We start from the raw sequence: 19,853 nt of genomic DNA on the forward strand, positions 1-19,853 counted from the left end.
GACCTAGAAGCTCAGCTCGACCGCCACCGTGTCGGTGTACACCCCTGGCGGCAGCGACGGCTTGCCCACGGCGCGGCCGTACAGGTTGACGGTCTGCGCCACCCCGGTGCTGGTGGCGAGGGTGATGGTGCCGTTGATTGCCAGCAGATTGGTGTGCCCGGCATCGGTATAGAAGTCATAGGGCACGTAGTTGGTGCCCATGGCCAGCGCGCGGCTGCCACCGGTGGTGGCCGCGTCATGCGCGCCTGCGCCCACCTTCACCACCGGCGTGGCACCGGGCGAACACAGCACACTGATGGCGCCGCCACCACCGGTGCCGATCACCTGGGCGCTGGCCTCGGTGAACAGGGCAATCTGCGAGCCGAAATCCAGGTTACCGAAGTTGACCCCGGTGGTGGCGGTCGAACCGTTCACCTGACAGGCCGCGGTCAGGGTCAGGGTGGCGTTGATATTGCCCGTGACCGTGGCCGCCTGGGCCTGGCTGGCAAGGGCCAGGCCAAGCCCGGCGAAGAGTATGCGTGAGACGTTGGGATGCATGAGTCGCTCCTTGTTGTTACCAGTCCAGGGTCACCATCAGGGTGTCACGGTAGATGCCGGCCGGCAGCGCCCTGGGGTGTGCCACCACGGCGCCGTAGATCGGTATGGGGATTTGCGCAGCGCTGCTGATCGAGAAGTTGCGCTGCTGGCCGATGCCGTAGCGCACTGCACCGCTTGGATCGGCCGCCAGCTGGTAGGGGATGAGCTCGCTGCCGTTGCGCAGGCGGCGCACGCCGTTGGCATCGTTGCTGCCGCCATTGATGCTCACCGTGAAGGCCCGCACCGAGGGGTTGCAGCTGACCTGCAGGGTGCCGCTGCCGCCGGTCTGGTCGAGGTTGGCGCTCAGCGGGCGGGCCCAGCTTGGCCCCTGGGTGCCGAAGTCCAGCAGGCCCAGGCCGCCACCGGCCGGGCTGTCGTCCGGCACATTGCTGATCTGGCAGGCTGCGCTGATCACCAGGCGTGCCTGGATATGCCCGCTGACGGCGGCATTGGCCATCGGACACAACAGCAAGGGCCCGAGGCTGATCAACAGAATCTGCGATGTCTTCATGCTGCCAGTTCCTTTAGCACGCACAGGGTCACCAGGTGACGGTCACCTTGAGCAAGTCCGAGTAATGGCCGACACGGGGCACCTGGGCCAGGGTGTCGATGCGGGCGTACAGCGGCAGTTCCACCGACCCCGAGTCGGGTACGCGTGCGTGCTGGGCGATGTTCACCGCCAGCGGAGTGCGCCAGGCCGGGTCCTGGTAGAGGCGGTACGGGATGGGACGGGCCTGTGGCGTGTCGCTGGCCAGGTAGCGCACCTCGCCGACGCCGCCATGCTGGCCGCCATCGACCTTTACCTGGTACAGCGTATCGGGGTTGCATTCCAGACGTGGGGGGCGTTGTTGCAGCAAGGCGCCGGTCAGCGGGCCTTGCGGATCGTCCAGGCGCGCGGTACGGCCGAAGTCGAGCAGGCCCTGGGCCTGGGCGCCGGCATCGCGGGTCTGGTGCACCAGCTGGCAACCGCGCTGTACATCCACGCGAACTTCCACCAGAAAATCTGCGGCGGCGGCAGCGTCTGCGACAACCAGCCCGAGCAGCGCAGCCAGAGAGCGTCCCTTCACCGTTACCCTCCTTGCAATGCAGGATCCATCTGTTCCAGAGGGTAGCAGCCGAAGAAAAACCTGCCAGCAAGCTCGGAAATGTATAGGCCGCGTACAAGAACCTTCCTACATGACCTGCCAGGCACGACATGACTGGCAGCCCAACCCCCTATTCGGTACATTAGCGCCGCCCACTCAGCCGGCCCCTGTGCCCGGCACCCCCAAGGAGCCTGAGATTGACCGCCTTACCGCCGTCCTGGATCCGTTCGCCGCTGCGCGCCCTGCGCCAGCGCCTGGCTGCCCGTGCACACCCGCCGGCCAAGCGCGTGGCGGCTGTTGAAGTCGATGAATTCTTCCGACGAAAGGCCGATGAGCAGGGCTATACCTTGAGCCACGGCCAGCAGCGGGTGATCGCCTGCATGGCCGAGCAGGCCGCGCACCTGGCTGACGGCACGGCGCGCAGCCTGTACCTGTACGGGGCGGTGGGACGGGGCAAGAGCTGGCTGCTGGACGGCTTCTTCCAGTCACTGGAGCATCCGCACAAGCGCCGCCTGCACTTTCACGATTTCTTCGCCCAGTTGCACGAGGGCATGTTCCGTCATCGCCAGCAGGACGATGCGCTGGGCGCGACCCTGGACGAGCTGCTGCAAGGCTGCCAGGTGCTGTGCTTCGACGAGTTCCACGTGCACGACATCGGCGACGCGATGCTCATCACCGGCCTGTTCAAGGCGCTGTTCGAGCGCCGCGTGTTCGTGCTGCTGACCTCCAACTACCCGCCTGCCGGGCTGCTGCCCAACCCGCTCTACCACCAGCGCTTCGAACCGGTGATCCGCCTGATCGAGGCGCACATGCAGGTGCTTGAAGTGGGCGGCGAGCAGGACTACCGCAGCCACCCGGCCTCCGGCAGCCAGCAGCGCTTCACCCAGGGTCACTACCTCTGGCCCGGCAGCCCGGCGCAGCGCCATGCCGCCGGCCTGGATCAGGCCGGCGCGCCGGTAAGGCTGCAGGTGGGCAAGCGCTCGCTGCACGCCCTGTTCAGCCAGGAGCGCGCGGTAGGCTTCAGCTTCGAGGCGATCTGCGAGCAACCCACGGCGGTGATGGACTACCTGGAGCTGGCGCGCCGCTACGACCACTGGGTGATCGAGCACCTGCCGGACCTGGCGCAGTGCTCGATGGCGGCGCAGCAGCGCTTCATCAACCTGGTGGACGTGCTGTATGACCAGGACAAGCACCTGGTGCTGGTCGGCCAGGCCTCGCTGTGCGAAAGCCTGGGCGGCAGCGCCATCGACCTGGCCCGCACCCGCAGCCGGCTGGGCCAGCTCAATGTGCTGGGCCCGGTAGCCTGCCCGGGTTGACCCTCAGCTGGCCCGCGCCAGGCTGGCCAGCACCCCTTCGATCTCGGCCAGCACGGCCGGGTCGTCCAGGGTCGAGGGCGGGGTGTAAGGCTGGTGGTCGGCGATCTTGCGCAGCACCGCCCGCAAAATCTTGCCCGAGCGGGTCTTGGGCAGGCGCTTGACCACCCGCACCTGGTTGAAGCAGGCCAGCGCGCCGATCTGCTCGCGCACGCTGGCCACCAGTTCGGCCTGCAACTGCTGCTCGCTCAGGCTGACCCCGTCCTTGAGCACCACCAGGCCCAACGGCACCTGGCCCTTGATTTCGTCGCGCACCCCCACCACCGCGCACTCGGCAATCGCCGGGTGGCGCGCCACCAGGTCTTCCATCTCGCCGGTGGATAGCCGGTGCCCGGACACGTTGATCACGTCATCGGTGCGCCCCATGATGTAGACGAAACCGTCCTCGTCGAGGTAGCCGCCATCGCCGGTGTGGTAGTAGCCGGGGTGGCTGTGCAGGTAGGCCTGCAGGTAGCGCGCATGGTCGCCCCACAGCGTCTGGCTGCAGCCGGGTGGCAGCGGCAGTGCGATCACGATGGCACCCTGCTCGTTGGGGCCCAGAAGGTGCCCGTCGTCGTCCAGCACGCGCACGTGGTAACCCGGCACGGCGCGGTTGCTCGAACCCGGACGCACCCCGCAACCTTCCAGCCCGACGCAGGGCGCGGTCACCGGCCAGCCGGTTTCGGTCTGCCACCAGTGGTCGTGCACGGCCTTGCCGCTGGCCGCCTCCAGCCATTGATGGGTGCTGGAGTCGAGTTTTTCCCCGGCCAGGAAGATCTGGCGCAGCGAGCTCAGGTCATGGCGCTTGAACAGCTCGCCCTGCGGGTCTTCCTTGCGGATTGCGCGCATGGCCGTGGGTGCGCAGAACAGCCCGTTGACCCGGTACTGCTCCACCACGCGCCAGTAGGCGGCAGCGTCCGGGGTGCGGATCGGCTTGCCCTCGTAGAACACCGTGGTGCAGCCGTTCATCAGCGGCCCGTAGACGATCAGCGAGTGCCCCACCACCCAGCCCACGTCGGAGATGCCCCACCACACATCCCCCGGCTGCATGCCGTAGATATGGCGCAGGGCAAAGCGCAGCGCCACGGCGTTGCCGCCGTTCTCACGCACGATGCCCTTGGGTTTGCCGGTGGTGCCGGAGGTGTACATGATGTACAGCGGGTCGCCTGCGGCCAAGGCCACCGGTGGCACCGGGCTGGCCGCAGCCACTGCCGCCTGCCAGTCCAGGTCGCGGCCTTCGCGCAGCTCGGCGCGGGCCTGCGGGCGCTGCAGCACCAGCACCTGGCGGGGCTGGTGGGTGGCCAGTTGCAGGGCCTTGTCCACCAACGGCTTGTATTCGATGACGCGGTCGAACTCCAGCCCGCAGGAGGCGGTGAGCAGCAGCGCAGGCCGCGCATCGTCGATGCGCAGGGCCAGTTCGTTGGCGGCAAAGCCACCGAACACCACCGAATGCACCGCGCCGATGCGGGCGCAGGCCAGCATTGCCATGGCCGCCTGCGGCACCATCGGCATGTAGATGATCACCCCATCGCCCTGCTTCACCCCCAACTCGCGCAGCAGGCCGGCCAGGCGCGCCACCTCGTCGCGCAGTTGCACGAAGGTGTAGGTCTGGCGGGTGTCGGTGACGGGCGAGTCGTAGATCAGTGCGGTCTGCTCGCCACGGCCCTGCTCGATCTGGTGGTCGAGGGCCAGGTAGCAGCTGTTGAGTTGCCCGTCGGCAAACCACTGGTGGGTGCCGTCGGGGTTGGCCACAAGGGTCTGCGCAGGCTTGCGGTACCAGGCCAGGTGGTCAGCCTGTTCGGCCCAGAACGCAGCGGGGTCGGCAATGGAGCGGTCGTAGCTGTGCTGGTAAGTCATCGATCGGTAACCCTGAACTTTGTTGTTATTAAAAGGGCGAATATCGAGTATGGACGCCAATTGCGCGCCTGCCATGGTACTTAAGTCGGGTATCATCGCCGCCGTCTTCATTGCCCTTGCAGCCCCTTCATGCACACCCTCGACGACCTCAGGCGCGGCCGCCTGGCAGGTGCCACCCGCCTCGACCTGAGCTGCGGGCTCACGCAGTTCCCGGATGAGATCTTCGAACTGGCCGACAGCCTCGAAGTGCTCAACCTGAGCGGCAATGCGTTGAGCAGCCTGCCCCATGACCTGGGCCGGCTGCACCGGCTCAAGGTGCTGTTCTGCTCCCACAACCGGTTCACCGAGGTGCCGGCCAGCGTAGGCCAGTGCCTGCGCCTGGAAATGGTCGGGTTGCGCAACAACCGCATCACGCACCTGCCGGCCGCCGCATTGGGCCCCAACCTGCGGGCACTGGTGCTGACCGAGAATTGCCTTGAACAGTTGCCCGACGCACTGGGCGACTGCCAGCAGCTGCAAAAGCTGATGCTGGCGGGCAACCGCCTGCGCGCCCTGCCGGCCAGCCTTGCGCGGTGCCAGCGGCTCGAACTGCTGCGGGTGTCGGCCAACCGGTTGAGCGAACTGCCCCAGTGGCTGCTGACGATGCCCCGCCTAGCGTGGCTGGCGTATGCCGGCAACCCCTTGCCCCTGGGCCTTGCGGCGCCGCAGGCGCCGGGCCGGTGCGACGCCATCGACTGGCACGCCCTCGAGCTGGGCGAGGTGCTGGGCCAGGGCGCCTCCGGGGTGATTCACCGCGTGCAGGTGGCGGGCCGAAAGGCGGCGCTCAAGCTGTACAAGGGCCAGATGACCAGCGATGGCTCGCCGCTCAACGAAATGCAGGCGTGCGTGGCAGCTGGCGCCCACCCGAACCTGATCCCGCTGCTGGGGCAGGTAGCCAACCACCCGCACCAGGTGCCGGGGTTGCTGATGGCGCTGGTGGGCACCCACCTGTCTGCCCTGGCCGGGCCGCCCAGCCTGCAAACCTGCACCCGAGACGTCTACCCGCCTGACCTGTGCCTTGGCCTGCAAGCCGCAACCCGGCTGGCGACGGCCATCGCGTCGGTCGCGGCGCACCTGCACCAGCGCGGCATCACCCACGGCGACCTGTACGCGCACAACATCCTGTGCGATGCACAGGGCAACGCGGTGCTCGGGGACTTTGGCGCGGCATCGTTCTTTGCGCAGGATGGCAGTGTTGCAGCAGACGCATTGCAGCGTATCGAGGTGCGGGCGTTCGGGGTGTTGCTGGGGGAACTGCTGGCGTGTTGCGGGGAGGCGTCAGAGGAACTGGCGGACTTGCAGGCGAGCTGTGTTCAGCCGCAGGTGCTGGCAAGGCCGGATTTTGCGCAGGTTGAACGGGTGCTTCGCCGGCAAGGCCGGCTCCTGCAAGAGGCGTAGGAGCAGGCCTTGCCGGCGAAGTGGGTTATCAGCCCGCCAGGCCGACGTACACGTTCTGCACGTCGTCGTTGTCGTCGATGGCTTCCAGGAATGCCTCGACTTCAGCCATGTGCTCGTCGCTGAGCCCGCTGACCGGGTTCTTGGGGGTGTAGCCGATCTTGGCCGAGATCACCTTGAAGCCCTGTTGCGGCAAGGCCTTCTGTACCGCGTCCAGGTCGGTGGTGTCGGTGATGAACAGGGTCGAGCCCTCTTCTTCACCTTCCGCGAAGTCCTGTGCACCGGCTTCGATGGCGGCCATTTCCGGGTCGGCATCAGGGGTTTCAGGGCTGGCTTCGATCAGGCCGACATGGTTGAAGTCCCAGGCCACCGAGCCCGAAGCGCCCAGCTGGCCCTTGCGGAACAGCACGCGAATCTGCGCCACGGTGCGGTTGACGTTGTCGGTCAGGCATTCGACGATCAGCGGCACCTGATGCGGGGCGAAGCCTTCGTAGGTAACGTGGTGGTACTGCACCGCGTCGCCATCCAGGCCCGCGCCCTTGCGGATGGCGCGTTCCAGGGTCTCTTTGGTCATCGAGGCCTTCTTGGCCTGTTCCACGGCCAGGCGCAGGCGCGGGTTCATGTCCGGGTCGGCACCGGCCTTGGCCGCGATCTGGATCTCCTTGGACAGCTTGCCCATGATCTTGCCCTTGGCGTTGGCTGCTACTTCTCTATGCTTGGCTTTCCACTGTGCGCCCATCTCGACTCTCTTGTTTCAGCTGCCGGTTCAGGTAGCGACCAGCAAGGTGGCGTGCAGTTTATACAGGCTGCGCCGGGCAATCGACAAAAAAACGCTGGGCTGTTGCCGGGCCTGGTGAACCCTTCGCCGGCAACGCCAGCTCCTACTAGCGTTGCAGGAGCCGGCCTTGCCGGCGAAGAGGCCAGCATCCACAACCTAGAAACCACTTTAAGTTGTGATTTTTATTTCATATAAATCAATCAGATAAGCCAACAACCTCATGTAGTTAAGCAGCTTCACGCTGCGCCACCGCCTGCGCCGCCGCCAGCATTGCCCTGAGCAGCACTGCGCACCCAGCCGCCAGGTCCTTGGGGTCGGCATTCTCGATTTCGTTATGGCTGATGCCGCCCTCGCACGGCACGAAGATCATCCCGGCCGGGCCCAGTTCGGCCAGGAAGATCGCGTCGTGCCCGGCCCCGCTGACGATGTCCATGTGCGACATGCCCAGCCCCTGCGCCGCGCTGCGCACCGCCTCCACGCAGCCCTTGTCGAAGTACAGCGGCGGGAAGTCCGCGGTGGGCGTCAGCGTGTAGGTCAGCCCATGCTGCTGCGCGGTCGCGGCGATCACCTCCTGCACCTGGGCGATCATCGAGTCCAGCCGCGCCGGCTCCAGGTGACGAAAATCCAGGGTCATGCGCACCTCGCCGGGGATCACGTTGCGCGAGCCCGGGTACGCCTGCAGGCAGCCCACCGTGCCGCACGCATGGGGCTGATGCTCCAGAGCCACGCGGTTGACCGCCGCCACCACCGCACTGGCGCCTACCAGGGCGTCCTTGCGCAGGTGCATCGGGGTCGGCCCGGCGTGGGCCTCGACACCGCGCAGGGTCAGGTCGAACCATTTCTGCCCCAGCGCGCCGAGCACCACGCCGATGGTTTTGCGCTGGTCCTCCAGGATCGGCCCCTGCTCGATATGCGCCTCGAAATAGGCGCCCACCGGGTGCCCACTGACCGCGCGGGTGCCGGCGTAGCCGATCGCATTCAGCGCCTCGCCCACGCTCACGCCCTGGGCATCGCGCTTGGCCAGCGTCTCCTGAAGGGTGAACTTCTCGGCGAACACGCCCGAGCCCATCATGCACGGCGCGAACCGCGAGCCCTCCTCGTTGGTCCACACCACAACCTCAAGTGGCGCCTCAGTTTCTATCTGCAAGTCATTGAGTGTACGAAGAACTTCCAGCCCGGCCAGCACCCCGAAGCAACCATCGAACTTGCCGCCGGTGGGCTGGGTGTCGATGTGGCTGCCGGTCATCACCGGTGGCAGTTGCGGGTTGCGCCCGGGCCGGCGGGCAAAGATGTTGCCCACCCCATCCACGCTGACGGTGCAGCCGGCAGCCTCGGTCCATTGCACGAACAGGTCGCGGGCCTGGCGGTCCAGGTCGGTCAGGGCCAGGCGGCATACGCCGCCTTTGGCGGTGGCACCCAGTTGCGCCAGCTCCATCAGCGACTGCCACAGGCGCTCGCCATCGATGTGGGCCTGGGTACTTTGCAGAACGTCCTTAGCGGTTTGCATGAGCATCTCCTGCTTGGCCGGCCTCTGCGGGCCGTGGGGTTACACGGTGGGTTTGAGGCTGGTGGCACGCGCGCCCTTCAGGCTGCCCAGGGCGTAGTAGATCACCCCGCCCAGCGCCGAGCCGGTGAACCAGCCGAAGTCGTAGAACCAGCTGAACGCCGGGCTGTGCAGCGACAACAGGGTCAGCACCACCGGCACGCCGAAGGCGATGAAGCCGGTCGCGTTCCAGGCCGGGTACACGTCGTCGCGGTACAGCCCGGCAAGGTCGAGGGTCTGCTTGCGCAGCAGGAAGTAGTCCACCACCATGATCCCGGCAATCGGCCCCAGCAGGCTGGAATAGCCCAGCAGCCAGTTGGAATACACCGACTCCAGGCTCACGTCCGAGACGATCAGACCGAGTTTCTTGAGCAGCTCATGGGCCATCAGCAGCAGGCCCACCAGCCCGGTCAGCAGCACGGCGGTGGTACGCCCGATCCACTTGGGCGCCAGGTTCTGGAAGTCGTTGGTGGGCGAAACGATGTTGGCCGCGGTGTTGGTCGACAGTGTGGCGATGATGATCAGCGCCATGGCCAGCGCCACCCACAGCGGGCTCTGGATATGCCCGATCAGGCTCACCGGGTCGGACACCGTCTCGCCCACCAGCGAGGCCGAGGCAGCGGTCAGCACCACCCCCAGCGCGGCAAACAGGAACATGGTCAGCGGCAGGCCGAAGATCTGCCCCAGGATCTGGTCCTTCTGGCTTCGGGCGTAGCGGCTGAAGTCCGGGATGTTCAGCGACAGCGTGGCCCAGAAACCCACCATGGCGGTCAGCCCGGCGAAGAAGTAGCCGGTCACGCTGGCGCCTTCAGGACGCTTGGGCGGCTGCGCCAGCAGTTCGCTGAACGACACGTTGGGCAGCGCCCACACCAGCAGCCCGGCACCCACCAGCACCAGCAGCGGTGCCGACAGGGTTTCGAGCCACTTGATCGACTCGGCGCCGCGCAGCACCACCCACAGGTTGAGGCACCAGAACAGCATGAAGCCGATGACCTCGCCGGTGCCGCCCAGCGCCTTCCATTCCGGCCAGAACGAGCCCAGGAAGAGGTGGATGGCCAGCCCGCCGAACATCGTCTGGATACCGAACCAGCCGCACGCCACCAGCGCGCGGATCAGGCACGGCACGTTGGAGCCGATGATGCCGAACGAGGAGCGCAGCAGCACCGGGAACGGGATGCCGTACTTGGTGCCGGGGAAGGCATTGAGCGTCAGCGGGATGAGCACGATGGTGTTGGCCAGCAGGATCGCCAACAGCGCCTCGCCCACCGTCAGGCCGAAGTACGCCGTGAGCACCCCGCCCAGGGTGTAGGTGGGCACGCAGATCGACATGCCGACCCACAGTGCGGTGATGTGCCATTTGTTCCAGGTGCGCTGCCCCACCTTGGTCGGGGCGATGTCATGGTTGTAGCGAGGGCTGTCGAGGACGTCGGTGCCGGCGTCGAGCTCGAACAAGCCGTCACGCTCGCTCACTTGCGATCGGGTCTGGTGCATTGGCCGCTCCACTTTTCTGGTTATGTGCACCTCGCGATGAGGCGCCGGAGTCTTGCGCGTGCAGGTAAGGCAATCACGGTCAGGTGATCTGAGAAATCTTGACCATTTACGCATCCTGTCAAGCAAGACAGGACTCGCCAGAAACCTTTCCTAACCCGTAAAAAGAAGTTTTATTCTTATTTTTCAATAAGTTGAAAACAGAATAAGCATATAAAAAATAATCTTGCCCAATCCCGGATCGCCAACTAGATTCAATTCTTGACGGCGATGACAGGATTACTCCGGCGCCGATCACGACAAAAATCTAGAGCCGGTAGCAACCGGTCAAGCCTGCGAGGAGCTTCGTGATGACGCTTTTGATTCGTGGCGCCACCCTGATTACCCATGACGAGAGTTACCCGGCCGACGTGTACTGCGCAGACGGCCTGATCCAGGCCATCGGCCACAACCTCGACGTCCCCGCCGGCTGTACCGTGCTCGATGGCAGCGGGCAGTACCTGATGCCCGGCGGCATCGACCCCCACACCCACATGCAGCTGCCCTTCATGGGCACGGTGGCCAGTGAGGACTTCTACACCGGCACCGCCGCCGGACTGGCCGGCGGCACCACCTCGATCATCGACTTCGTGATCCCCAACCCGCAGCAATCGCTGCTCGAAGCCTTTCACCAGTGGCGCGGCTGGGCCGAGAAATCGGCGGCCGACTACGGCTTTCACGTGGCCATCACCTGGTGGAGCGAGCAGGTGCGCGAGGAAATGGCCGAGCTGGTCAACCACCACGGGGTGAACAGCTTCAAGCACTTCATGGCCTACAAGAACGCGATCATGGCCGCCGACGACACCCTGGTCGGCAGCTTCGAGCGCTGCCTGGAGCTGGGCGCGGTGCCCACGGTGCATGCCGAGAACGGCGAGCTGGTGTACCACCTGCAGCGCAAGCTGCTGGCCCAGGGCATCACCGGCCCCGAAGCGCACCCACTGTCGCGCCCTTCGCAGGTGGAAGGCGAAGCGGCCAGCCGTGCCATCCGCATTGCCGAAACCCTCGGCACCCCGCTGTACCTGGTGCACGTGTCCACCCGCGAGGCGCTGGACGAGATCACCTATGCCCGCGCCAAGGGCCAGCCGGTGTACGGCGAAGTGCTGGCCGGGCACCTGTTGCTGGACGACAGCGTGTACCAGCACCCCGACTGGCAGACGGCGGCCGGCTATGTGATGAGCCCGCCGTTTCGCCCGCGCGGGCACCAGGAGGCCCTGTGGCACGGGCTGCAATCGGGCAACCTGCATACCACCGCCACCGACCATTGCTGCTTCTGCGCCGAGCAGAAGGCCGCGGGGCGTGACGATTTCAGCCGTATCCCCAACGGCACGGCGGGCATCGAGGACCGCATGGCGGTGCTGTGGGACGAAGGCGTGAACACCGGCCGGCTGTCGATGCAGGACTTCGTCGCCCTCACCTCCACCAACACCGCCAAGATCTTCAACCTGTACCCACGCAAGGGTGCGCTGCGGGTCGGCGCCGATGCCGACCTGGTGCTGTGGGACCCGCACGGCACGCGCACCATCTCGGCCAAGACCCACCACCAGAATGTCGACTTCAACATCTTCGAAGGCAAGACGGTGCGCGGGGTGCCCAGCCATACCATCAGCCAGGGCAAGCTGGTGTGGGCCGACGGCGACCTGCGCGCCGAGCGCGGCGCCGGGCGCTATGTCGAACGGCCGGCATACCCGGCGGTGTTCGACCTGCTGAGCAAGCGTGCGCAGCAGTGCAGGCCCGGCGCGGTCAAGCGCTGAGCCTTTAAAGCATCGCGGGTCAAGCCCGCTCCCACAGGTATCGTGCGATCCCGGTGGGAGCGGGCTTGACCCGCGATGGGCGCGCCAGCGCCCCGGTTTCTATAAAAAAACAAAGAGGCCACTACCGTGATCAACGCCTTGAACCATCTCCCGCACCCGCAAGACGACAACGCCACCCTCGCCACGCATTTCAGCGACCTGGCTCCACCCCTCACCCCGCGCCAGGCCGCCGTGGAAAGCGCGCGCTGCCTGTACTGCTACGACGCCCCCTGCGTCGACGCCTGCCCCAGCGACATCGACATCCCCTCCTTCATCCGCAACATCCAGCAGGACAACGTGCAGGGCGCGGCCATCAAGATTCTCTCGGCCAACATCCTCGGTGGCAGCTGCGCCCGGGTGTGCCCCACCGAGATCCTCTGCCAGCAGGCCTGCGTGCGCAACAACGCCCAGGAATGCGCCCCGGTGCTGATCGGCCTGCTGCAACGCTACGCGGTCGATCATGCCGAGTTCGCCGAGCACCCGTTCCAGCGTGCGCCCAGCACCGGCAAGCGCATCGCCGTGGTCGGCGCCGGCCCCGCAGGCCTGGCCTGCGCCCACCGGCTGGCCTGGCACGGGCATGAGGTGGTGATTTTCGAAGCACGGGAAAAGGCCGGCGGCCTCAACGAATACGGCATCGCCAAGTACAAGCTGGTGGACGACTTCGCCCAGCGCGAGCTGGACTTCGTGCTGCAGGTGGGCGGTATCGAGATCCGCCACGGCCAGGTGCTGGGCGACAACCTCAGCCTGGGCGAGCTGCAACAGCAGTTCGACGCGGTGTTCCTCGGCCTGGGCCTGGCCGCCAGCCGCCAGTTGGGCCTGCCCGACGAAGGCGCCCCGGGCCTGCTCAGCGCCACCGAGTACATCCGCGAACTGCGCCAGGCCGACGACCTGAGCACCCTGCCCCTGGCCGAACGCTGCATCGTGCTCGGCGCCGGCAACACCGCCATCGACATGGCGGTACAGATGGCCCGCCTGGGCGCCCATGACGTCAACCTGGTGTACCGCCGTGGCCTGCAGGACATGGGCGCCACCCAGCATGAACAGGACATCGCCAAGGCCAACCAGGTGCGGCTGCTGACCTGGGCCCAGCCCGAGCAGGTGCTGCTCGACGACCAGGGCCGGGTGCGCGGCATGCGCTTTGCCCGCACGCACCTGGTGGACGGGCGTCTGCAAACCACTGGGCAAACCTTCGAACTGGCGGCGGATGCGATCTTCAAGGCCATCGGCCAGGCCTTCGACGGCCAGGCCCTGAGCGACCCGCAGGCCCTGCAACTGGAGCGTGATGGCGAGCGTATCCGCGTGGACGACAACCTGCGCACCAGCCTGCCGGGCGTGTACGCCGGCGGCGACTGCACGCACCTGGGCCAGGACCTCACCGTACAGGCCGTGCAGCACGGCAAGCGGGCCGCCGAGGCCATCCATGCCCAACTGACCCTCAACGTGGAGGCCGCATAAATGGCAGACCTGTCGATCGAATTCGCTGGCATCAAGGCGCCCAACCCGTTCTGGCTGGCCTCCGCACCGCCCACCGACAAGGCCTACAACGTGATACGTGCGTTCGAGGCCGGCTGGGGTGGCGTGGTCTGGAAAACCCTGGGCGAAGACCCCGCCGCCGTCAACGTGTCGTCACGCTACTCGGCGCACTTCGGGCCCAACCGCGAGGTGCTGGGCATCAACAACATCGAGCTGATTACCGACCGCTCGCTGGAGATCAACCTTCGCGAGATCACCCAGGTGAAAAAGGCCTGGCCCGACCGCGCGCTGATCGTGTCGCTGATGGTGCCGTGCGTGGAGGACGCGTGGAAAACCATCCTGCCGCTGGTGGAGGCCACCGGGGCGGACGGCATCGAGCTGAACTTCGGCTGCCCCCACGGCATGCCCGAGCGCGGCATGGGCGCGGCGGTGGGCCAGGTGCCGGAGTACGTCGAGCAGGTGACACGCTGGTGCAAGACCTACTGCTCGCTGCCGGTGATCGTCAAGCTCACCCCCAACATCACCGACATCCGCCAGTCGGCCCGCGCCGCGCACCGGGGCGGCGCCGACGCGGTGTCGCTGATCAACACCATCAACTCGATCACCAGCGTCGACCTTGAGCGCATGATCGCCCTGCCGATCGTCGGCGAGGCCAGTACCCACGGTGGCTACTGCGGTTCGGCAGTGAAGCCGATCGCGCTGAACATGGTGGCCGAGATTGCCCGCGACCCGGCCACCCACGGGCTGCCCATCAGTGGCATCGGCGGCATCGGCAGCTGGCGGGATGCCGCCGAGTTCATCGCATTGGGTTGCGGCTCGGTGCAGGTGTGCACCGCGGCGATGCTGCATGGCTTTCGCATCGTCGATGAAATGAAGGACGGCCTCTCGCGCTGGATGGACAGTCAGGGCTACCACAGCCTGCAGGACTTTCGCGGGCGCGCGGTGGGCCACACCACCGACTGGAAGTACCTGGACATCAACTACCAGGTGATCGCCAGGATCGACCAGCAGGCCTGCATCGGCTGCGGGCGCTGCCACATTGCCTGCGAAGACACCTCGCACCAGGCCATCGCCAGCCTGGTCAAGGCCGAGGGCGGGCACCGCTACGAGGTGATCGACGCCGAGTGCGTGGGGTGCAACCTGTGCCAGATCACCTGCCCGGTGGAGGGCTGCATCGAGATGGTGCCCCAGGACACCGGCAAGCCGTTCCTGGACTGGCTGCACGACCCACGCAACCCCTACCGCGAGGCGTCCTGAGGCTGCGCCCCGCGCAGGTCATCGAAGCAGGCCTTGTTCCCGTCCACCTGAACAGACGCCCGGGGCAGGTTCGCCGCCTCCCCGGTCGGCGTCTCCACATGCCAGTAGCAGTGCTTGATCGCGCGGGTGATGGCCACGTAGGCCAGGCGCAGGATCTCGTCCTTCTGGGCGTTGTCGTAGCCTTCGGGGTCGCCCGCCCGGCCCAGCCCGGCCTGGCGGTACACCTGGTTCTTGTACGGCGAGCGCGTCAGGTGCTGGCAGTCACCGAGCATGAACACCGCATCGGCCTGCAGGCCCTTGGCGCTGTGGTAGGTGAGCTGGCGGAACCGCCGCTGCGCCGCCGGCAGGCTGGCCTCGTGGTTGAGCAAGGGCTGCAGGTGCTCGGCAATCACCGACTTGTCGACGCTCTTGCGGTACAGCAGCATCACCGACTCGCCATCGCGGTAGTGGTCCATCAACTGCCGGGCCAGTGTGGCTTCGTCGCGCTCCATCACCATCACCGGCACCGGCTGCTCGGCCGCCGGGCCGCAGGCACGGGCCTTCTTGCCGGCAATTGCCGGGGCCGACTTAACGATATGCTCGGCTGCATCGATGATGTGCTGGTGGCTGCGGTAGTTGTCGGCCAGCATCACGCGGGTGGTGCTGGGGGCGACGAACTGCTTGGCGAACTCCATGAAGTACTTAGGCGAGCTGCCGCGCCAGCCATAGATCGACTGCCAGTCGTCCCCAACGCACAGCAGCGAGGAATGCTGCGCCACCTGCCCCACGTGCATGGCCGGGCCGCGCCGGCGGATCTCGCGCAGGCAGGCGCGCAGCCACGAGACGATCTGCGGCGACACGTCCTGGAACTCGTCGATCATCAGGTGCGACAACGGGCGCAGCATCGGGTCGGGCAGCAGGCGCAGGTTTTCCGGGTTGTTCTCGCCGAACAGCGCGAACATGCGGTTGTAGCTCATGATCGGCGGCGACTGTGCCAGCAGGTGCACCTCCAGCGCCTTCCAGTACAGGCTCAGGGCCTCGAAGAACAGCGCGTCGGTGTCGCCCTGCGGGAAGCTCATGCCGCCCACCGCCACGCTCACATCCAACCCCAGGTTCTCGATGAACCCGGCAGCGCCGACGAACGCATCCAGCAAGGGCGCCGCGCCCAGCTCGCCTTTTACCTTGTAGTCAAAGCCCGGCCCGGCCACTGCATCACCGGCCAGCGAGGCGGTGAGGCGTTTGGCCGCCGCGTAGTTTTCCAGCCAGATCACCGGCTTGTCGCAGAACGCCTGGAACAGCGTGCGCTTGATCACCCATTCGGCCCACACCGGCAGCTTGGCGCCGGGGCGCTTGTACTGCTGATTCTCCTTGGGGTCGAAACCCAGCACCACCCAGGCGTCAAGCTCGGCGATATGGCCGTGGAAATGAAAGCGGCTGCCGTTGATTTCGACGGTTTCGCGGCTGGGCTCGATACCCTTGATCGGCCAGGCACCTGCCTGGAACCACAGGTCTTCGATCACGTCGCACAGCTCTTCGTCGCGCCCGGACGACAGCTGGGTCACCGCCACGCGCTTCTGCACGTCGGGGTGGTCGCGGTCCAGGGCCTTGAGCTGCAGGGCTTCGCGGCGCAGCCCGGCAATCAGCTCGGCGAACCGCGGGCTGGTGTGCAGCAGGTCGCGGTAGCACAGGTTGAGTTGCTGGCGCTGGGCATCGTTGATGCGCAGGTCGAACGGGTTGCTGTCCACGCCCGCCTCGCTGCCCCCGGGCTGCTCGCTGCCCAGGGTCTCGAATGCCCGCACCTGGCTGAAGCCCGGCAGGCTGCGCACCAGCGGCAGGATGCGCGAATGGAAGGTGCGCACCAGCTCACGCGCCTGCACCGGGCTCAGGGCCAGTTGCCACAGGCCGAACACCTGCACCAGGCGGGCAATGAAGTCCTTGCGCGACTCGCGGGTGAAGGTGACCACGGTCATGGCCTCCAGCTCGAAGCCCAGGTAATGGCGCAGCAACAGGATACGCAGCACCAGCGAGGTGGACTTGCCAGCGCCGGCGCCGGCGATCACGCAGGTGGACGGCGTGTCGCTGAAGATCATCTTCCACTGCGCTGCGCTGGGTTGGGCGTGGGCCGGCAGGCGCGCGGCGACGTCGGCCTTGAAGCGCTTCTTCAGCTCGGGGGTCAGCGGCAGGCGCCAGTCGTCGAACAGGGCATCGTCCAGCCCCGGCACGCCGTGGGCATCCGGGCGCGTATCGCGGATCACCAGCACCTGGCGCCCGGCCTCGAAACCGTCCACGCGCCCTTCTTCATAGCCTTCACGCAGCCCGTCGGCATGCCCGGTGCGCTGGCCGTTGGCATGGCCCTGGAACCACGAATCTCGGTGCTGTGCCTGCAACCGGCTCAGGCCACGGCCCAGCAGGCGTGCGGCCAGACGTCTGACCCAGGGCAGTTGCGCGGGTGGGGTTAGATCCGTGGGTAGCTTGGGACGCTCGTGTGACACACCGACTCCGGCAATCAATTCAATCAGCGGCCATGTTCGCCTTATCACGACCAAATCACCAGCCGAATGCTTTCACATCAGTGGATTAGGCGACGAAGCGGCGAAACTACCGCAGGTTATATATCGAATATAACGATCATATTTAGCCGATATTTACGCTTTTTTTCGATGTTTATCGAGAGGATCATCAGCGCCATCCACCTGATTACCGAGGACACGAGCATGCTGCAACTGCGCCCCTTCGACACCCTTGGCCACGCCAACCATGGCTGGCTGGATGCCCACCATCACTTCTCCTTTGCCGAATACCACGATCCGCGCCGCATGAACTGGGGCACGCTGCGGGTATGGAACGACGACCTGATCGCCGCCGGCAGCGGGTTCCCGCCGCACCCGCACCGCGACATGGAGATCATCACCTATGTGCGTGAAGGCGCGATCACCCACCAGGACAGCCTGGGCAACAAGGGCCGTACCGAAGCCGGTGACGTGCAGGTGATGAGCGCCGGTACCGGCATCACCCACAGCGAGTACAACGTGGAGGCCGTGGACACGCGGATCTTCCAGATCTGGATTGTGCCCCAGCGTGTGGGCCAGGCACCGTCGTGGGGCGTGCGGCCGTTTCCCAAGGGCGAGCGCGGCGAAGGGTTCGTGACCCTGGCCAGCGGGCGCGAGGGGGATGAAGGCAGCCTGGGGATCCGCGCCGATGCGCGGCTGGTGGCGGCGACGCTGAAGGCCGGGGAAAGCGCCGAGTACCGCATCGATGCGGGTCGCCGGGCCTACCTGGTGCCGGCCAAGGGCGTGATCGAGGTCAATGGCCTGCGCGCCGAGGCCCGCGACGGGGTGGCGGTGGAGGATGAGCAGGTGCTCAGGGTGGTGGCGCTGCAAGACAGCGAGATTGTGCTGGTGGATGTGGCGTAGGTACCGACGTCATCGCGGGTCAAGCCCGCTCCCACAGGGTTTGCGAACGCCGCAAAACCTTGTGGGAGCGGGCTTGACCCGCGAAGCTTTTAGGCGATGGCAGCGTCCACCAGCTCCTGCGCCTCACCCACCAGGCGCTGCAGGTGCGCGTCGTCGACGAAGCTCTCCGCATAGATCTTGTAGATGTCTTCGGTGCCCGACGGCCGCGCCGCGAACCAGCCGTTGGCCGTCATCACCTTCAACCCGCCAATCGCCTGGTCGTTGCCCGGCGCATGGCTGAGGATCTGCTCGATCGGCTCGCCTGCCAGCGTGGTCGACTTGACCTGCTGCGGCGACAGCTTGCCCAACTGGGCCTTCTGCTGCGGCGTGGCCTTGGCATCCACCCGGGTGGAGAACGGCCTGCCCAGCGCCTCGGCCAGCGCCTCGTATGCCTGGCTTGGGTCGCGCCCGGTACGGGCGGTCATCTCTGCCGCCAGCAGCGACGGGATCAGGCCGTCCTTGTCGGTGCTCCACACCGTGCCGTCCTTGCGCAGGAACGAGGCGCCGGCGCTCTCCTCCCCACCAAAGCCCAGCGAACCGTCGAACAGGCCATCGGCGAAATACTTGAAGCCCACCGGCACTTCGTACAGGCGACGCCCCAGGCGTGCCGCCACGCGGTCGATCATGCCGCTGCTGACCACGGTCTTGCCCACGGCCGCATCGGCGCGCCATTGCGGGCGGTTCTGGAACAGGTAGTCGATGGACACCGCCAGGTAGTTGTTCGGCGCCAGCAGGCCACCTGACGGGGTGACGATGCCGTGGCGGTCATGGTCGGGGTCGCAGCCGAACGCCACGTCGAACCGATCGCGCAGGCCGATCAGGCCCTGCATGGCGTAAGGCGAGGACGGGTCCATGCGGATCTGGCCGTCCCAGTCCACGCACATGAAGCGGAACGTGGGGTCGACCTCGGTGTTGACCACGTCCAGGTCGAGCTTGTAGTGCTCGGCAATCGCCGACCAGTAACGCACCCCGGCGCCGCCCAGCGGGTCGACACCCAGGCGCAGGCCCGCACCACGAATCACATCGAAATCAATCACATTGACCAGGTCGCTGACGTAACTGCCCAGGTAGTCGTGACGGTGCGTGGTGCTGGCCTTGAGGGCCTGTGCATGGCCCATGCGCTGCACGCCCTTGAGGCCGTCGGCCAGCAGTTCGTTGGCCCTGGCCTCGATCCACTTGGTCACGTCGCTGTCGGCCGGGCCGCCATTGGGCGGGTTGTACTTGAAGCCGCCACTTTGCGGCGGGTTGTGCGACGGGGTGATCACGATGCCGTCGGCCAGGCCACGGCTGCGGCCACGGTTGTAGCAGATGATGGCGTGGGAGATGGCCGGGGTCGGGGTGTACTCGTCATCCTTGGCCAGCATCACCTCGACGCCGTTGGCTGCCAGCACCTCCAGTGCGGTAGCTGCCGCCGGGGTCGACAGCGCATGGGTGTCGATGCCGATGAACAGCGGCCCGTCGATGCCCTGCGCCTTGCGGTACAGGCAGATGGCCTGGCTGATGGCGAGCACGTGCGCTTCGTTGAAGCCCAGGTCCACGGAGCTGCCGCGGTGCCCCGACGTGCCAAAGGCAACGCGCTGGGTGGCGACGCCTGCATCGGGCTGGCCGGTGTAGTACGCGGTCAGCAGCTGGGGGATATCGACCAGCACGGAGGCTGGCGCCGGTTTACCCGCCAAGGGACTGAGCTTCATGCAAAACCTCAAGTAAAGATGTACAGGGTGATGAAAATACGCAGTTTACTGGCACTTCG

Annotated in this window: 15 protein-coding genes; 6 read left to right on the forward strand and 9 right to left on the reverse strand. The window is 66.4% G+C overall.

All coding sequences use genetic code 11. The features are described 5' to 3' along the window. Positions 1–3: 3 nt before the first annotated feature. Genes DN387_RS08250 through DN387_RS08260 form a run of 3 tightly spaced genes read right to left on the reverse strand, consistent with a single transcriptional unit; the run spans position 4 to position 1,643 of the window. Positions 4–537: a spore coat U domain-containing protein gene (locus DN387_RS08250; protein WP_043863970.1), complete on the reverse strand. Its 534-nt coding sequence runs from the start codon at positions 535–537 to the stop codon at positions 4–6. Between the two features lie 16 nt (positions 538–553). Continuing rightward, entirely contained in the window at positions 554–1,087 is a 534-nt protein-coding gene (locus DN387_RS08255; RefSeq protein ID WP_054914394.1) for a spore coat U domain-containing protein, read from the reverse strand. 28 nt (positions 1,088–1,115) lie between these two features. Further along, positions 1,116–1,643, reverse strand: a complete 528-nt coding sequence (locus tag DN387_RS08260) for a spore coat U domain-containing protein (protein WP_078481712.1) — start codon at positions 1,641–1,643, stop codon at positions 1,116–1,118. Between the two features lie 260 nt (positions 1,644–1,903). Here DN387_RS08260 and zapE point away from each other — a divergent pair, with 260 nt between their 5' ends. Then, positions 1,904–2,977: a cell division protein ZapE gene (gene zapE / locus DN387_RS08265; protein WP_236171879.1), complete on the forward strand. Its 1,074-nt coding sequence runs from the start codon at positions 1,904–1,906 to the stop codon at positions 2,975–2,977. A gap of 3 nt (positions 2,978–2,980) precedes the next feature. Here zapE and DN387_RS08270 read toward each other — a convergent pair whose 3' ends face one another. Continuing rightward, positions 2,981–4,870: a propionyl-CoA synthetase gene (locus DN387_RS08270; protein ID WP_054914393.1), complete on the reverse strand. Its 1,890-nt coding sequence runs from the start codon at positions 4,868–4,870 to the stop codon at positions 2,981–2,983. A 129-nt stretch (positions 4,871–4,999) separates the two neighbouring features. Here DN387_RS08270 and DN387_RS08275 point away from each other — a divergent pair, with 129 nt between their 5' ends. Further along, a complete protein-coding gene (locus tag DN387_RS08275; protein WP_054914392.1) occupies positions 5,000–6,307 on the forward strand; it encodes a leucine-rich repeat-containing protein kinase family protein in 1,308 nt (435 codons plus the stop codon). Positions 6,308–6,335: 28 nt separating this feature from the next. On the opposite strand, the gene DN387_RS08280 is transcribed toward DN387_RS08275, so the two are convergent. The 3 genes from DN387_RS08280 to DN387_RS08290 form a co-directional block, all read right to left on the reverse strand. Continuing rightward, the gene (locus DN387_RS08280) at positions 6,336–7,043 is read right to left on the reverse strand and encodes a YebC/PmpR family DNA-binding transcriptional regulator (protein WP_043863975.1); all 708 of its coding nucleotides are present in this window, start codon (positions 7,041–7,043) and stop codon (positions 6,336–6,338) included. Positions 7,044–7,308: 265 nt separating this feature from the next. Beyond that, positions 7,309–8,589 (reverse strand): Zn-dependent hydrolase, encoded by a 1,281-nt coding sequence (locus tag DN387_RS08285; protein WP_054914391.1) that lies wholly within the window; start codon positions 8,587–8,589, stop codon positions 7,309–7,311. Between the two features lie 39 nt (positions 8,590–8,628). Continuing rightward, positions 8,629–10,116, reverse strand: a complete 1,488-nt coding sequence (locus tag DN387_RS08290) for an NCS1 family nucleobase:cation symporter-1 (protein WP_043863977.1) — start codon at positions 10,114–10,116, stop codon at positions 8,629–8,631. Between the two features lie 347 nt (positions 10,117–10,463). On the opposite strand from DN387_RS08290, the gene hydA reads away from it, so the two are divergent. From hydA to preA, 3 genes are all read left to right on the forward strand, one after another. Beyond that, positions 10,464–11,903: a dihydropyrimidinase gene (gene hydA / locus DN387_RS08295; protein ID WP_054914390.1), complete on the forward strand. Its 1,440-nt coding sequence runs from the start codon at positions 10,464–10,466 to the stop codon at positions 11,901–11,903. Between the two features lie 126 nt (positions 11,904–12,029). After that, positions 12,030–13,397: an NAD(P)-dependent oxidoreductase gene (locus tag DN387_RS08300; RefSeq protein ID WP_043863979.1), complete on the forward strand. Its 1,368-nt coding sequence runs from the start codon at positions 12,030–12,032 to the stop codon at positions 13,395–13,397. Beyond that, positions 13,398–14,672, forward strand: coding sequence for an NAD-dependent dihydropyrimidine dehydrogenase subunit PreA (gene preA, locus DN387_RS08305; protein ID WP_043863980.1), 1,275 nt, complete (start codon positions 13,398–13,400; stop codon positions 14,670–14,672). Here preA and DN387_RS08310 read toward each other — a convergent pair. After that, positions 14,654–17,143, reverse strand: a complete 2,490-nt coding sequence (locus DN387_RS08310; protein ID WP_082405693.1) for a UvrD-helicase domain-containing protein — start codon at positions 17,141–17,143, stop codon at positions 14,654–14,656. The genes preA and DN387_RS08310 overlap by 19 nt on opposite strands. 222 nt (positions 17,144–17,365) lie before the next feature. On the opposite strand from DN387_RS08310, the gene DN387_RS08315 reads away from it, so the two are divergent. Beyond that, entirely contained in the window at positions 17,366–18,064 is a 699-nt protein-coding gene (locus DN387_RS08315; protein ID WP_043864092.1) for a pirin family protein, read from the forward strand. An 89-nt stretch (positions 18,065–18,153) separates the two neighbouring features. On the opposite strand, the gene pgm is transcribed toward DN387_RS08315, so the two are convergent. Continuing rightward, positions 18,154–19,794, reverse strand: coding sequence for a phosphoglucomutase (alpha-D-glucose-1,6-bisphosphate-dependent) (gene pgm, locus DN387_RS08320; RefSeq protein WP_054914389.1), 1,641 nt, complete (start codon positions 19,792–19,794; stop codon positions 18,154–18,156). Between the last annotated feature and the right edge of the window lie 59 nt (positions 19,795–19,853).

Origin of the sequence: Pseudomonas sp. FBF18 (assembly GCF_024261405.1) — a bacterium.
Taxonomy (GTDB): domain Bacteria; phylum Pseudomonadota; class Gammaproteobacteria; order Pseudomonadales; family Pseudomonadaceae; genus Aquipseudomonas; species Aquipseudomonas palmensis.